General features: G+C 57.9%; 10 protein-coding genes. 7 read left to right on the top strand and 3 right to left on the bottom strand.

Translation table 11 applies throughout. The features are described 5' to 3' along the window. Nucleotides 1-4 precede the first annotated feature (4 nt). The 3 genes from guaB (at nt 5) to ACR0IP_RS03005 (ending at nt 5,087) form a co-directional block, all read left to right on the top strand. Nucleotides 5-1,453: an IMP dehydrogenase gene (gene guaB / locus ACR0IP_RS03015; protein ID WP_170659772.1), complete on the top strand. Its 1,449-nt coding sequence runs from the start codon at nt 5-7 to the stop codon at nt 1,451-1,453. Between the two features lie 75 nt (nt 1,454-1,528). Then, a complete protein-coding gene (locus ACR0IP_RS03010; protein WP_480523712.1) occupies nt 1,529-2,686 on the top strand; it encodes an RsmB/NOP family class I SAM-dependent RNA methyltransferase in 1,158 nt (385 codons plus the stop codon). Nucleotides 2,687-2,795: 109 nt separating this feature from the next. After that, entirely contained in the window at nt 2,796-5,087 is a 2,292-nt protein-coding gene (locus ACR0IP_RS03005; RefSeq protein ID WP_480523710.1) for an ATP-binding response regulator, read from the top strand. Nucleotides 5,088-5,090: 3 nt separating this feature from the next. Here ACR0IP_RS03005 and ACR0IP_RS03000 read toward each other — a convergent pair whose 3' ends face one another. After that, the gene (locus ACR0IP_RS03000) at nt 5,091-5,684 is read right to left on the bottom strand and encodes a sulfotransferase family protein (protein ID WP_480523709.1); all 594 of its coding nucleotides are present in this window, start codon (nt 5,682-5,684) and stop codon (nt 5,091-5,093) included. Between the two features lie 192 nt (nt 5,685-5,876). Here ACR0IP_RS03000 and recA point away from each other — a divergent pair, with 192 nt between their 5' ends. The 4 genes from recA to ACR0IP_RS02980 all read left to right on the top strand — a co-directional run bounded on the left by recA (nt 5,877) and on the right by ACR0IP_RS02980 (nt 11,049). Next, nucleotides 5,877-6,944 (top strand): recombinase RecA, encoded by a 1,068-nt coding sequence (gene recA, locus ACR0IP_RS02995; protein WP_170373677.1) that lies wholly within the window; start codon nt 5,877-5,879, stop codon nt 6,942-6,944. A gap of 179 nt (nt 6,945-7,123) precedes the next feature. Further along, nucleotides 7,124-9,796 carry an alanine--tRNA ligase gene (gene alaS / locus ACR0IP_RS02990; RefSeq protein WP_480523707.1) on the top strand — a complete coding sequence of 891 codons (2,673 nt, stop codon included), beginning with the start codon at nt 7,124-7,126 and terminating at the stop codon, nt 9,794-9,796. A gap of 1 nt (nt 9,797) precedes the next feature. After that, nucleotides 9,798-10,085 (top strand): DUF1330 domain-containing protein, encoded by a 288-nt coding sequence (locus ACR0IP_RS02985; protein WP_170638730.1) that lies wholly within the window; start codon nt 9,798-9,800, stop codon nt 10,083-10,085. 340 nt (nt 10,086-10,425) lie between these two features. After that, on the top strand, nt 10,426-11,049 hold the full coding sequence (locus tag ACR0IP_RS02980; protein WP_170688642.1) for a transglutaminase-like cysteine peptidase: 624 nt from the start codon (nt 10,426-10,428) through the stop codon (nt 11,047-11,049). Between the two features lie 122 nt (nt 11,050-11,171). Here ACR0IP_RS02980 and ACR0IP_RS02975 read toward each other — a convergent pair whose 3' ends face one another. Further along, nucleotides 11,172-11,711 carry a hypothetical protein gene (locus ACR0IP_RS02975; protein ID WP_480523704.1) on the bottom strand — a complete coding sequence of 180 codons (540 nt, stop codon included), beginning with the start codon at nt 11,709-11,711 and terminating at the stop codon, nt 11,172-11,174. A 289-nt stretch (nt 11,712-12,000) separates the two neighbouring features. After that, the gene (typA, locus tag ACR0IP_RS02970) at nt 12,001-13,818 is read right to left on the bottom strand and encodes a translational GTPase TypA (RefSeq protein WP_480523702.1); all 1,818 of its coding nucleotides are present in this window, start codon (nt 13,816-13,818) and stop codon (nt 12,001-12,003) included. Between the last annotated feature and the right edge of the window lie 38 nt (nt 13,819-13,856).

Below are 13,856 nucleotides of genomic sequence, written 5' to 3'. Positions count from 1 at the left end.
GATGATGCAGATTCGTGAGGCACTTACCTTTGACGACGTACTTCTTGTTCCGGGCGCATCTTCAGTGCTGCCGGCAACGGCGGATACGACGACGCGCGTGACGCGTCAGATTTCCATGAACATCCCGCTGCTCAGCTCGGCCATGGATACTGTGACCGAGGCGCGTATGGCCATCGCCATGGCGCAGGCCGGTGGGATCGGCGTGATCCATAAGAACCTCTCGGTCGAGGAACAGGCCCGCGAGGTCCGCCGTGTGAAACGGTTCGAATCCGGCATCGTCTACAACCCGGTGACGTTGCGTGCCGATCAGACGCTAGCAGACGCGCAGGCGCTGGTGCAGCGCTACAACTTCACCGGCTTTCCGGTTGTGGATGAGAAGGGCCGCGTTGTCGGCATCGTGACCAACCGGGACATGCGCTTTGCCACGTCGGATGACACGCCGATCAAGGCAATGATGACCTCGGACAATCTTGCGATGCTGCAAGAGCCCGCCGATCTGGAAGAGGCCAAATCCCTTATGCGCGCCCGCCGGATTGAAAAACTGCTGGTTGTTGATGGTGAGGGCAAGCTGACCGGTCTGCTTACCCTGAAAGACACTGAACAAGCCGTTCTGAACCCAACGGCCTGCAAGGACCACCTGGGCCGTCTGCGCGTCGCCGCCGCGACCTCGGTCGGGGATGCAGGGTTTGAGCGCTCGGAACTGTTGGTCGATTCGGGTGTCGATATTATCGTCGTCGATACCGCTCACGGCCATTCCGAAGGTGTTCTTGAGGCGGTCAAACGCGCCAAAACGCTGTCGAACGAAGTTCAGATCATTGCGGGCAATGTCGCCACCGCGGATGCTACTAAAGCGCTGATTGATGCGGGTGCGGATGCGATCAAGGTGGGCATTGGGCCAGGTTCGATCTGTACCACTCGGATGGTGGCCGGTGTCGGTGTGCCTCAGCTGACGGCAATCATGGACTGCGCCTCAGCCGCCGGAGATGTGCCGGTGATTGCCGATGGTGGTATCAAGTTCTCGGGCGATTTCGCCAAGGCCATCGCGGCGGGTGCGTCCTGCGCCATGGTCGGTTCGATGATCGCGGGTACGGATGAGAGCCCGGGCGAGGTGATCCTTTATCAGGGCCGTTCGTTCAAATCCTATCGTGGCATGGGCAGCTTGGGAGCCATGGCCCGCGGCTCGGCGGATCGCTATTTCCAGAAGGATGCCGCCAATGACAAGCTGGTGCCGGAAGGTATCGAAGGGCAGGTGCCCTACAAAGGCTCTGCCGGAGCGGTTGTTCACCAACTGGTCGGCGGTCTGCGCGCGGCCATGGGCTATACCGGCTGTGCCACGGTCGAAGAGATGCGCAAGAACTGCAATTTCGTCAAAATCACCGGGGCGGGTCTGAAAGAAAGCCACGTTCATGACGTGCAGATCACGCGTGAAAGCCCGAACTACCGGGTTATGTGATCTGGTGATCTGTTGCAGGCGGCGCCCCGACGCGGGCGCCGTTTTGCGTTCTTGGAAAACCCGACGGAGGGAAAGATGACCCCGGCAGCCCGTGTTCAGACCTCAATCGAGATCCTTGACCAAATTCTGGACGGCGCGCCCGTTGAAAAAGCCCTGACTGGGTGGGCGCGGCGCAGCCGGTTCGCAGGTTCCAAGGATCGCGCAGCGGTGCGGGATCACGTTTTTACGGCCTTGCGCTGCAAACGGTCCTTTGCGGCGCTTGGGGGGGCTGAGACGGGTCGCGGCCTGATGATCGGAGCGATGCGTGCTGCGGGGAAGGCGCCTGACACTCTCTTCACTGGCGAACGCCACGCGCCTGAGCCGATTGAAGCGTCTGAGCAGGGTCGCGGTTTCGTGTCACTGGCCGAACAGTTTGATATTCCGGACTGGCTCTGGCCCCGGTTTTCGGCGTCTTTGGGCGATGCAGCCACGGAGGCCGCGGCGGCGCTGCAAAACCGCGCTCCAGTGCATCTTCGGGTCAATTTGCGCAAGACAGACGTGGAAGGTGCGACTCGTTCTTTGGAGACAGACGGGGTTCAAACTAAACCCCATCCCTCCTGTGAAACGGCTCTGACCGTCGTCGAAGGAGCACGCAAGGTGGCACAAAGCCGAGCTTACCTTGACGGTTTGGTCGAGTTGCAGGATTCGGCCAGTCAGGCGGTTGTGGCGGCTTTGCCCCTTAAACCCGGTTTGCGCGTTCTTGACTATTGCGCTGGTGGTGGCGGAAAATCGCTGGCGCTCGCAGCCCATAAGGGGGTCGAGGTGTTTGCGCATGACATCAACCCGAAGCGCATGCAGGACCTGCCGAACCGCGCCGACCGCGCGGGCGTCAAAGTGACCTGCGTTGAGACCGCGGAACTAGCCGGTTTCGCGCCCTTTGACATCGTACTGGTCGATGCACCTTGCTCGGGCAGTGGCTCTTGGAGGCGCGCTCCGGCCGGAAAATGGGCCCTGACCGAAGAGCGTTTGATCGAATTGACTGAGCTGCAACGTGCGATTCTGGGTGAGGTCGCGCCACTGGTTCATCGCGAGGGCCTTCTCGCGTATGCAACCTGTTCGATGCTTCAGGACGAAAACACACAGGTTATTGGAAGCTTTGTGTCGGAGAACCCCGATTGGACGGCGAAGCTGCAACGGAATTGGCGTGTTACGGATGGCGTCGACGGGTTTTTCACGGCGCATCTGATAAGATAGGAACCCATTAAAACAACCTCAGGTAGTTTTCTTAGCCCCTTAACTCTGTTAAGCGGGCATTAACCATTTTGGATCGTTATTGCTCTCAAAAAAGCTACCCGGGTCATTCATGTCCGATTCAACATATTCGTTCTCCTATCCCCGCTCGCGGAGAACGCCGTCTGTTGCACGTGTTTTAGCGCTGGTTGGACTGGCCGCCCTTTTATATGTCGCGCCATATACGGGTCGGGTGCCGGCGGACTGGACGCAAGGCATGATCGTCGTCGGAGTCTCGGTCCTTTTTGCGACACTCTGGATTCTGATCGATGGCCTCTTTGCCGACAAGGCCGCTCATCAAACCTTTGATATGCTGGCAGTTTTTGTGGATCAGGACGATTGCGCAAGCGTTATTGCCGATGAAGAGGGCACTGTTCTGGTCGCCAATCCAATTGCGCGCGAACAGTTGAAAGCCAAGCCGGAGGCAACGCTGCCCGAGGTCCTGCGCTCGGTCTTCGCCAACCCGTCGAGCCTTCTACTGAGGTTGCAGACACTGGCCCAAGCAAATGGCTCAGCGGATGAGGACATCATCACAGTTGGCGAGAATGTCCCGGTTTCGGTTGTTCGATTGGCAGACCACCTGTTCGGCTGGCGGTTCAAACTTGGTCGCCAAGGGCAGTGGGATAAAATCGCCCTTCCCGTACTGACCATCGGTCGGGGTGGGCGCCTGTTACACCTTAATACCGCCGCAAGGGCTTTTTTTGACACGGTACCGGGTTCGATCGACAATATCTTTCCGAACGGATTGCCTCATGATGGTCAAATCTGCTCGGTCCCTGCTTATGAGGGGGAAAGGCGCGTCGCGGTCACTGGCGTATCGGCGTCGGGGGCGGAACGGCACCTCGTTTTGATGCCGGTTTCTCAACCCGTTCATCCGGAGCATGGATCCTCACTTGCTGAACTGCCGGTACCGATCCTTTGCATGACGCCTGAGGGGATCATACTGCGGGCAAACCAAATGGCGCGGGCGCTTTTGGGTGATCTTAATCTGAACGAGACCAATATCGACCAGATCCTGCAGGGGCTGAACCATCCGATTCTGGAGTGGCTGGCGCAAACGGCATCGGGCGAAGAAGTTGCTCGATCTGAATTCCAGCGACTAACTCGCGATGACAAAGAGCTGTTCGTTCAGGTCACTCTGGACCGGGTTCAGATCGACGGGAAATCCCACCTCATCGCGGTTCTAAACGACGCCACGGAGTTAAAAACACTTGAGGCGCAATTTGTTCAGGGACAGAAGATGCAGGCTGTCGGCCAGTTGGCTGGAGGTGTTGCACATGATTTCAATAACCTTCTGACCGCGATATCAGGTCATTGCGATCTGCTGCTGCTGCGCCATGATCAAAACGACCCTAACTATGGTGACCTGGTTCAGATTAATCAGAATGCCAATCGCGCGGCGGCTCTGGTCAGCCAGCTTCTGGCCTTTTCGCGCAAACAGACCTTGCGGCCCGAGGTTCTGGACGTACGCGATACTATCTCGGACCTCATCCATCTGTTGAATCGATTGGTCGGTGAGAAAGTGCAACTGACCCTCAGCCACGATCCTGTCCTCAAGCCTGTGCGCGCGGACAAGCGGCAGTTGGAGCAGGTGTTGATGAACCTCGTCGTCAACGCGCGCGATGCGATGCCGGACGGCGGTGAGATTCGCATCGAAACCGAGGTGCTGAGCCTGACCGAGCCCTTGCGCCGCGACCGGGCCACGGTTCCGCCAGGCGATTACATGACCGTCAAGGTGATCGACAGTGGCATCGGTATTCCTGCCGATAAATTGCAAAAAGTGTTCGAGCCGTTCTACACGACAAAGCGCACGGGCGAGGGCACGGGGCTAGGCCTTTCGACCGTCTACGGGATCGTCAAACAGACGGGTGGATTCATCTTTGTCGACAGCGTTGTTGGTCGCGGCACCGAGTTCTCACTGCTCCTCCCAGTTTGCGTCGAAGCGAAACCCGCCGAGGTGCAGACCGAAGATGTGCCGGACTCTAAAACGGCGCGCCAAGGCGAGGGCGTGGTGCTACTGGTCGAAGACGAAGCGCCGGTACGCGCCTTCGCGACCCGCGCTTTGCGCCTGAAGGGCTATACGGTGCTCGAGGCCGAGTCCGCCGAGGACGCCCTGACCTTGCTGGAAGATGTCAAACTGAACGTGGATGTGTTCGTAACCGATGTGGTCATGCCCGGAATGGACGGCCCGACTTGGGTTGCCAAGGCCATGGAGACGCGGCCGGATGTCCGAGTCGTGTTTGTCTCGGGTTATACTGAGGGCGCGTTTGGCGACTCGGGCCCTCAGGTTCCGAATTCGACCTTTTTGCCAAAGCCCTTCTCTTTGACCCAACTGACCGAGGCAGTGTTTCAGCAGATGAATTGACGGCTATTGCGCCGCCTCATAGACCGCAAAATCGGCCTTAGAATGCTTGCGGAATGCAGCTTCGGTTGCAGAAGACAGAGTTGTTTCTGCGGGCGGTGAGACGTTCTCGCTTTGTAGTGTGAAATCGAAATTCAACCGGCTTTGCAAGAATTCGACGATTCTGTCCTGATGGTCGTATTTGAAAACATGGCTGGCCCCGACACCGTTGTTGCGGGTGCGGAAGAACTGGCTCTGACTGCCGACATCGGCAAATTCGGGCTGTGGGGTCTGCATATAGGCCTGTACGAAGGCGTCAAAGCTGAGATCCCGCGTCGAATGCGGATGCCCAATGCGATCTTCGCGCCGACGAAACCTGTACCAGCTGCCCAGCCAGTCGATGGGTTCGCGGACAACGGCCATGATCTCCATCTCGGTGTCGTACATTTTGCGGAACATGTTCTGAATAAAACGGTCATATCGGCGCACCGGCGCGTGTTTCAGCTCAGGCGGATGGGTGATCACAAGGTCCGCGCGAGTACGCAATGCAGAGTGATATGCGGTGCTTCCGGTTTTGGGAACAGATAAAAACGCAAGGCGTTCCTTATAGAAAACAAGCATTTAGTGTTCCCATGTCGATGATAATTCGGAAGACAGATTGGCGTAAACGGATCTTTAACACAATTGCCCAAGAGTAGGATCTGTAAGTTTTAGTTGAAATGTTCTCTTTTTGGTCCCATAAGGAACAAGAGGCGAACAAAGCAGCGATTGCCGCCCGGCAAAGGGTGTGACAAAAGGGAAGGCGACAGGACAATGGCGGATCTTCTGACGATGAGCGACAAGAAAAACGCGGACAAGCAAAAGGCGCTCGATAGCGCGCTGGCCCAGATCGAACGGCAATTCGGCAAAGGCTCGATCATGAAGCTGGGCGAGGATGCCAAGCAGGATATCGAGGCAAGCTCGACCGGGTCTCTGGGTCTTGATATCGCGCTGGGAATCGGCGGTCTGCCGATGGGCCGGATTGTTGAGATTTACGGGCCTGAGAGCTCAGGCAAAACAACGCTGACCCTGCATTGTATTGCCGAACAGCAAAAGCGCGGCGGTGTCTGCGCGTTTGTCGACGCAGAACATGCGCTTGACCCGCAATATGCCCGCAAGCTGGGCGTTGATCTGGACGAACTGCTGATCTCGCAGCCTGACACCGGCGAACAAGCGCTGGAAATCACCGACACACTGGTTCGGTCTGGCGCGGTGAACATGGTCGTGGTCGACTCGGTGGCGGCGCTGACGCCGAAATCCGAATTGGAAGGCGACATGGGCGACAGCAACGTCGGCGTTCAGGCCCGTCTGATGAGTCAGGCGATGCGCAAACTGACCGGCTCGATCAGCCGTTCGAATTGCATGGTAATCTTCATCAACCAGATTCGGATGAAGATCGGCGTGATGTTTGGCAGCCCGGAAACCACGACCGGTGGCAACGCGCTGAAGTTCTACAGCTCGGTTCGTCTGGACATCCGCCGTATCGGCGCAATCAAAGATCGAGATGAAGTGGTCGGTAACCAGACCCGTGTCAAAGTCGTTAAGAACAAGGTGGCCCCTCCGTTCAAACAGGTGGAATTTGACATCATGTACGGCGAAGGCATCTCGAAAATGGGTGAGCTGCTGGATCTTGGCGTCAAGGCCGGTGTGGTCGAGAAGTCGGGTTCGTGGTTCAGCTACGGGGACGAACGGATCGGGCAGGGTCGCGAAAACGCCAAGCAGTATCTGCGCGATCACTCTCGGATCGCTTTGGATATCGAGGACAAGATCCGCGCGGCCCATGGTCTGGACTTCGACATGCCGCCCGGAGCGGCCGAGGATGACGATATCCTCGAGGCCTAAGGAACGCGCGAGAGGGAACACCAGAAATCTCCCAGCGCTCCGACAGTGCTGAGAATAACTTAAACAGGGCGGTCCGTCGGGGCCGCCTTGTTTCGTTTGGAAGGTCAATGCTGTGGACACTCTGCAGGCACGGCGATAAACCTGCGCAGACCATTATGATTGCGCGCTGAGAGAGCCCCATGCCAACGTTGAACGACATCCGATCGACCTTTCTGAACTACTTTGCCAAGCAGGGGCACGAAGTGGTGGCGTCCAGCCCTCTGGTGCCGCGCAATGATCCGACTTTGATGTTCGTGAACTCGGGCATGGTGCAGTTCAAGAACCTGTTCACCGGTGTCGAAACCCGCGACTATCAGCGTGCAACCACCGCGCAGAAGTGTGTGCGAGCTGGCGGCAAGCATAATGACCTCGACAATGTGGGCTATACGGCGCGCCACCACACCTTCTTTGAGATGCTGGGGAACTTTTCCTTCGGTGACTATTTCAAGCACGACGCGATTCCCTTCGCGTGGGAGTTGATCACCAAGGAATTCGGCATCGACAAAAACCGTCTGCTGACCACGGTCTATCACACCGACGACGAAGCCTTTGAAATCTGGAAGAAAGTCGGCGTTCCGGAAGATCGCATCATCCGCATCGCGACCAGCGACAATTTCTGGCAGATGGGGCCGACCGGACCCTGCGGGCCATGTACCGAAATTTTTTATGACCACGGCGATCACATCTGGGGCGGCCCTCCGGGATCGGCCGACGAAGATGGCGACCGGTTCATCGAAATTTGGAATATCGTTTTCATGCAGAACGAGCAGTTCGAGGACGGCTCGATGGTGGAACTCGACATGCAGTCGATCGACACCGGCATGGGGCTGGAGCGGATCGGCGCGCTGTTGCAGGGAAGCCATGACAACTACGACACCGACCTGTTCAAAACACTAATAGAGGCCTCGGCGGACGCGACCGGCGTTGATCCTTATGGCGATCAGAACGTCCACCACCGCGTGATCGCAGACCACCTACGGTCTACTTCATTCCTGATTGCTGATGGCGTGATGCCCAGCAATGACGGGCGTGGCTATGTTCTGCGCCGGATCATGCGCCGCGCCATGCGTCATGCGCATCTTTTGGGCGCGAAGGATCCGGTGATGCACCGGCTGGTGCCCTCACTCGTACAGCTGATGGGCGCTCAATACTCGGAACTGGGGCAGGCGCAGGCCTTGATCGAAGAGACTCTGCTGCTGGAAGAAACACGGTTCAAGCAAACGCTGGATCGCGGCCTGAAACTGCTGGATGACGAGGTCGCAGGCTTGCCCGAAGGCGCGGCCCTCCCTGGTGATGCGGCGTTCAAGCTTTATGACACCTATGGTTTCCCACTCGATTTGACCCAGGATGCCCTGCGGGAAAAAGGCCGGACCGTCGATACTGACGGGTTCGATGCGGCCATGGCAGAGCAGAAGGCCAAGGCCCGCGCAGCATGGGCCGGGTCGGGCGAAGCCGCCGATCAGGCGGTCTGGTTTGACGTGGCTGACAGCGCTGGCGCGACCGATTTCCTGGGCTATGATACTGAAAAGGCTGAGGCTCAGATTGCAGCGCTGATCGTCGATGGCGCTCTGGTCGACAAGATCGAACAGGGTGGCAGTGGCTGGGTCGTCGTGAACCAAACACCGTTCTATGGCGAGGCTGGTGGTCAGGTCGGCGACAGTGGTGAGCTACGCCGCCTCGATGCGCGCGAAGAAATTGCGCGCGTTGAAGACACCAAGAAATTCGCCGATGGCAAAGTCTATGCACACAAGGTGACCGTGGATCATGGCACCCTATCCAAAGGTGACGCGGTTGAGCTAGAAGTGGATCATGCGCGCCGTTCGGCCATTCGTTCCAACCATTCTGCCACGCACCTTTTGCACGAAGCGCTACGAGAGACTTTGGGCAATCACGTAGCTCAGCGGGGTTCTTTGAATGCCTCGGATCGTTTGCGGTTCGATTTCAGCCATTCCAAGGCTCTGACGCTGGAGGAAATCCAAAAGGTCGAGCGTGAGGTGAACGATTTCATCCGCCAGAACTCGAGCGTAGAAACCCGGATCATGACGCCGGACGACGCACGTGAACTGGGTGCTCAGGCTTTGTTTGGTGAGAAATACGGCGACGAAGTTCGCGTTGTTTCGATGGGTAAGGCGCCGACCGGCAAGGGCCAGGATGGCGAGACCTGGTCGATTGAACTTTGCGGTGGCACGCATGTCCGTCAGACCGGCGATATCGGCACGTTTGTTGTGCTGGGAGACAGTGCAAGCAGTGCGGGTGTTCGGCGGATTGAGGCTCTGACGGGCGATGAAGCCTTCCGCTATCTGTCCGCGCAAGATCACCGCTTGGCACAGATCGCGTTAGAGCTGAAGGCGCAGCCGGATGACGTGGTTGCCCGCGTAAAATCGCTGCTGGATGAGCGGAAAGCCTTGCAAAACGAAGTCTCTCAACTGCGCCGGGATCTCGCTATGGCAGGCGGAGCCGGGCAGGGCGGCGGCGCGGAAGAGACTGAGGTCAATGGCGTCAAGTTTCTGGCCCAGGCACTCAGCGGTGTGTCCGGCAAGGATCTTCCGGCCTTGATTGACGAGCACAAAAGCCGACTGGGATCTGGCGCGGTTCTGTTGATCGCGGATACAGGCGGCAAAGCGGCTGTCGCGGCTGGGGTCACCGCGGACCTGACCGATAGGGTTTCTGCCGTTGATCTTGTCAAAGCCGCAGTGGTTGAGCTGGGCGGCAAGGGCGGCGGAGGTCGCCCGGATATGGCTCAAGGTGGCGGCAAGGACGCGACCAACGCAGATGCGGCAATCAAAGCCGCCGAACAGGTATTGGAGAGGTAAGATGGCTGCTCTTTGGATTGCACATGTCACGGTAACTGACACTGAAGCTTATGGAAAATACGCCGAGCTGGCGGGACCCGCGATCGCACAGCACGGCGGAGAGTTCATCGCGCGTGCGGCGCGTTACGTTCAGCTCGAAGGGAAGGAGCGTCCGCGCAATGTGGTCGCACGTTTCCCTTCAGTTGAGGCCGCGGTCGAGTGCTATAACTCCGCCGCATACCAAGAAGCGCTCGATCACGCCCGCGGGGCAAGCGAGCGTGAATTGGTCGTTGTCGAGATCACCGACTGAGAATCAGCTGTTGCAGCCGGGTCGGTTTGACGGTCTCGGCGAAAATCAGCACATGAAACATTGCGTGGCTTCCATTTCGTTCTTGGAAGCCGAGTTCGCGTTGAAAGTTTATTAAAAAACAATACATTGTAACGATTAAACATTCTAACCCAGTCGTAAATGTGGCGGATTGCCCTCAATTCTTGCCCGAAATTGCCGCGGATTGTGACGAATTTCCGCCTTTTTTACCCCTGATCTTCAACATTGATTGCGTCACCAAAGCCAGTTGCGGTTAAAGTCGGAAAACTTCGACACCCTGATTGGCCGGACTCACGCGGGCAACATGGATTGAGGAACGGGTATGAAATATTCGGCAGTAGGTTTTTCGGCGGGTCTTCGGTCGGTCGCCAGATTTTCAGGGCGCTCCGTTGGGATTTGCGCTTTGGTCCTGACGTCGTTCTTCACTGCTTCTGTGGCGCAAGCGTCCGAGGGGGCGTTCATCACTGCGATTTCAACCTCTCCGCCGCCGTCTGGAGCACAACAACTTTGCCGTCAGTACAGCTGGGCCTGTTCAGGCCAACGAGCGGCGTCGTTGACGAGCAAGCAGGAAATGCAGATCGTCAAGAAAGTGAACTTGCAAGTCAACGCGTCCACCCGTGCAATTACAGACCAATCTCAATACCGACAGCGTGAGTTTTGGGCCTTGCCGACGACACGGGGCGGTGATTGCGAAGACTTTGCCTTGTTGAAAAAGCGCAATCTGATCAAAGCAGGAATAGATCCTAGCAAGCTTTTGATTGCCACGGTACTGGATACGCGTCGGAACGCGCATGCTGTGTTGGTGTATCGATCAGCTCAGGGCGATCTGGTTCTGGACAACTTGACCAACAGCATCAAACCGTGGAAAGCGACTCGGTATCTGTTTCTGAGGATGCAAGACCCAAAGCAGCCGCGCCGTTGGGTCGGGGTTTACGGGAATAGTTGACCAAATCTACAATCTGAATAGGTAGGGGCGCCTGCTTGGGCGCCCTTTTTGATTCTCGCAGTGTACAACAAACCTGCAGCTGGAATTGTGTTCTAAGCAGGATCAGAAACCTCAGAACTTTGTTATGTGACGTCGCCGCCTTTGCCGTCGTCGCCACCTTTGCCGTCGTCGCCGCCTTTGCCGTCGTCGCCACCTTTGCCGTCGTCGCCGCCTTTGCCGTCGTCGCCGCCTTTGCCGTCGTCGCCACCTTTGCCGTCGTCGCCGCCTTTGCCGTCGTCGCCGCCATTGTCATCGGGACCGCCGTCGTCACCCGGAGGATTTCCAGACGGACCACCCGTAGTACCGGGATTTCCATCAGGTTTGCCATCTCCGGATCTTTGATCAGCGAACCCTGTGGATGCGGTCGGTAAGTCCGAAAGCAGCGCGGCCAGTTGCGGGCATTCCGCACCCGTACGGGCCAGGAAGTTGCCGAAATCTGCGCGACGCTGAATGTAGCGGATCATACCCGATGTGACGGCGTCACATTCGCAGAGGATCTCGGGCGAGCTTGCAGCCTGACGTGCCGTTGAGACGGTACATGCGGCTTGTGCGGCTGTAACGCCTACCATTTGAACGGCAACAGCTGCGGCGATTACTTTTAATTTGCTGGAATGGATGCCCATGATGGAACTCCTCGGTACTCGTTAATCTCTGCGTCGAACTTATGCACCAAAACCAAATGGGCTTGTATGAACGACGTCACACTTTGGACAAGATTACACCTTTTTAAGGTCGAACTTGCAAGTTGCCGCCCACTTGGCGAGATTGCCAAAAGACCGGAAAAATATCAAAAATCATGTAAAACCAATAAGAAAGGCCAGCCGATGGCTGGCCTTTCCTAGAATGCCATTTTTTAGGATTGAGGAAATAATGTCACAAAAATGGCATTGTTTCCCAATCGAGAACGGCGATTTATCCGGCTTTCGCCATCCGTTTCCGCTCATGCGGGTCAAGGAATCGCTTGCGAAGACGGATCGCGTTGGGCGTCACCTCGACCAGTTCGTCGTCATCAATATAGGCGATGGCTTCTTCAAGCGAGAACTGGATGTGGGGTGTCAGACGCACCGCGTCGTCCGAGCCGCTGGCCCGCACGTTGGTCAGCTTCTTGCCTTTCAGCGGGTTCACTTCCAGATCGTTGTCGCGGGAATGTTCACCAATCACCATGCCCTGATAGACATCGGTCTGAGGTCCAACGAACATGCGGCCACGCTCTTCGAGGTTCCACAGAGCGTAAGCAACGGCCTGGCCATTCTCCATCGAGATCAGAACGCCTGCGCGACGGCCTGGGATCTGACCTTTATGTGGGGCCCAGCCATGGAACACGCGGTTCAGAACGCCGGTCCCGCGGGTATCGGTCAGGAACTCTCCATGATAGCCGATCAGGCCACGGGACGGCACATGCGCGATGATCCGGGTCTTGCCGGCGCCGGCGGGGCGCATCTCGACCAGTTCGCCCTTACGCGCACCGGTGATCTTTTCGATGACTGCGCCCGAGTATTCGTCATCCACGTCGATCGTGACCTCTTCGACGGGCTCCAGCCGTTGACCGTCTTCCTCGCGGAACAGAACCTGCGGACGAGAGATGCTGAGCTCGAACCCTTCGCGGCGCATGTTCTCGATCAGAACGCCCATCTGCAATTCGCCTCGACCGGCCACTTCGAACGCCTCGCCGCCGGGCGTGTCAGTAATGCGGATCGCGACGTTCGACTCTGCCTCTTTCATCAGGCGGTCGCGGATGACGCGGGACTGCACCTTTTTGCCGTCACGACCAGCCAGAGGCGAGTCGTTGATGCCGAAGGTCACGGTGATGGTCGGTGGGTCGATGGGCTGCGCAGGCAGGGGCTCTTCGACCTGAGGGGCCACCAGCGAGTCGGCAACGGTGGCTTTGCTCATGCCTGCGATAGTGACGATGTCACCGGCCTCGGCCACATCGATGGGCTGTTGGGCCAGACCGCGGAAGGCCAGGATTTTCGACGCGCGGAAGTTTTCGATCAGCGAGCCATCGCGGCTGAGCGCCTTGAGGCTGTCGCCCGCTTTCAGAGTACCGCTTTCCACACGACCCGTCAGGATGCGGCCGATGAACGGGTCGCTGCCCAAGGTGGTGGCCAGCATGCGGAACGGCTCGTCCTTCTTTTCGGCCTGTTTCGGCGCAGGCACGTGATCGACGACCAGATCGAACAGCGCGGTCAGGTCCTTGCGCGGCCCGTCCAGCTCCATATCCGCCCAGCCCGAACGGCCCGATGCGTACATGGCCGGGAAGTCCAGCTGATCATCATCTGCGCCGAGGTTGGCGAAGAGGTCGAAACACTCATCCAAAGCACGGTCGGGTTCGGCATCGGGTTTGTCGACCTTGTTCAGGACGACGATGGGACGCAGGCCCAGTGCCAGCGCTTTGGAAGTCACGAATTTTGTCTGAGGCATCGGGCCTTCAGCCGCGTCAACCAGCAGGACGACACCGTCCACCATGCTGAGGATACGCTCGACCTCGCCGCCGAAATCGGCGTGACCGGGGGTATCGACGATGTTGATGCGCGTGCCTTTCCATTCGACCGAGGTCGCCTTGGCCAGAATGGTAATGCCGCGCTCGCGTTCCAGATCGTTGCTGTCCATGGCGCGTTCCGCCACGGCCTGATTTTCCCGGAACGCGCCGGATTGTTTGAGCAGCTCATCCACCAGGGTCGTTTTACCGTGGTCCACGTGAGCGATGATTGCGATATTGCGCAGGTCCATGAGAGGTCAGCCTTTGAACGGGAAGTTGCCCGGCGCAT

Source organism: Ruegeria sp. AL11 (assembly GCF_056540865.1).
Note: the sequence above shows the minus strand (reverse complement) of the source record. Positions and strands in the feature narration are given on the sequence as shown.

Bases quoted from the DNA above. Each gene is read 5' to 3' on its own strand.
- ACR0IP_RS03005 (WP_480523710.1), top strand. From the start codon at position 2,796: ATGTCCGATTCAACATATTCGTTCTCCTATCCCCGCTCGCGGAGAACG.
- recA (WP_170373677.1), top strand. From the start codon at position 5,877: ATGGCGGATCTTCTGACGATGAGCGACAAGAAAAACGCGGACAAGCAA.
- guaB (WP_170659772.1), top strand. From the start codon at position 5: ATGCAGATTCGTGAGGCACTTACCTTTGACGACGTACTTCTTGTTCCG.
- alaS (WP_480523707.1), top strand. From the start codon at position 7,124: ATGCCAACGTTGAACGACATCCGATCGACCTTTCTGAACTACTTTGCC.
- ACR0IP_RS02985 (WP_170638730.1), top strand. From the start codon at position 9,798: ATGGCTGCTCTTTGGATTGCACATGTCACGGTAACTGACACTGAAGCT.
- ACR0IP_RS03000 (WP_480523709.1), bottom strand. From the start codon at position 5,684: ATGCTTGTTTTCTATAAGGAACGCCTTGCGTTTTTATCTGTTCCCAAA.
- typA (WP_480523702.1), bottom strand. From the start codon at position 13,818: ATGGACCTGCGCAATATCGCAATCATCGCTCACGTGGACCACGGTAAA.
- ACR0IP_RS02975 (WP_480523704.1), bottom strand. From the start codon at position 11,711: ATGGGCATCCATTCCAGCAAATTAAAAGTAATCGCCGCAGCTGTTGCC.
- ACR0IP_RS03010 (WP_480523712.1), top strand. From the start codon at position 1,529: ATGACCCCGGCAGCCCGTGTTCAGACCTCAATCGAGATCCTTGACCAA.
- ACR0IP_RS02980 (WP_170688642.1), top strand. From the start codon at position 10,426: ATGAAATATTCGGCAGTAGGTTTTTCGGCGGGTCTTCGGTCGGTCGCC.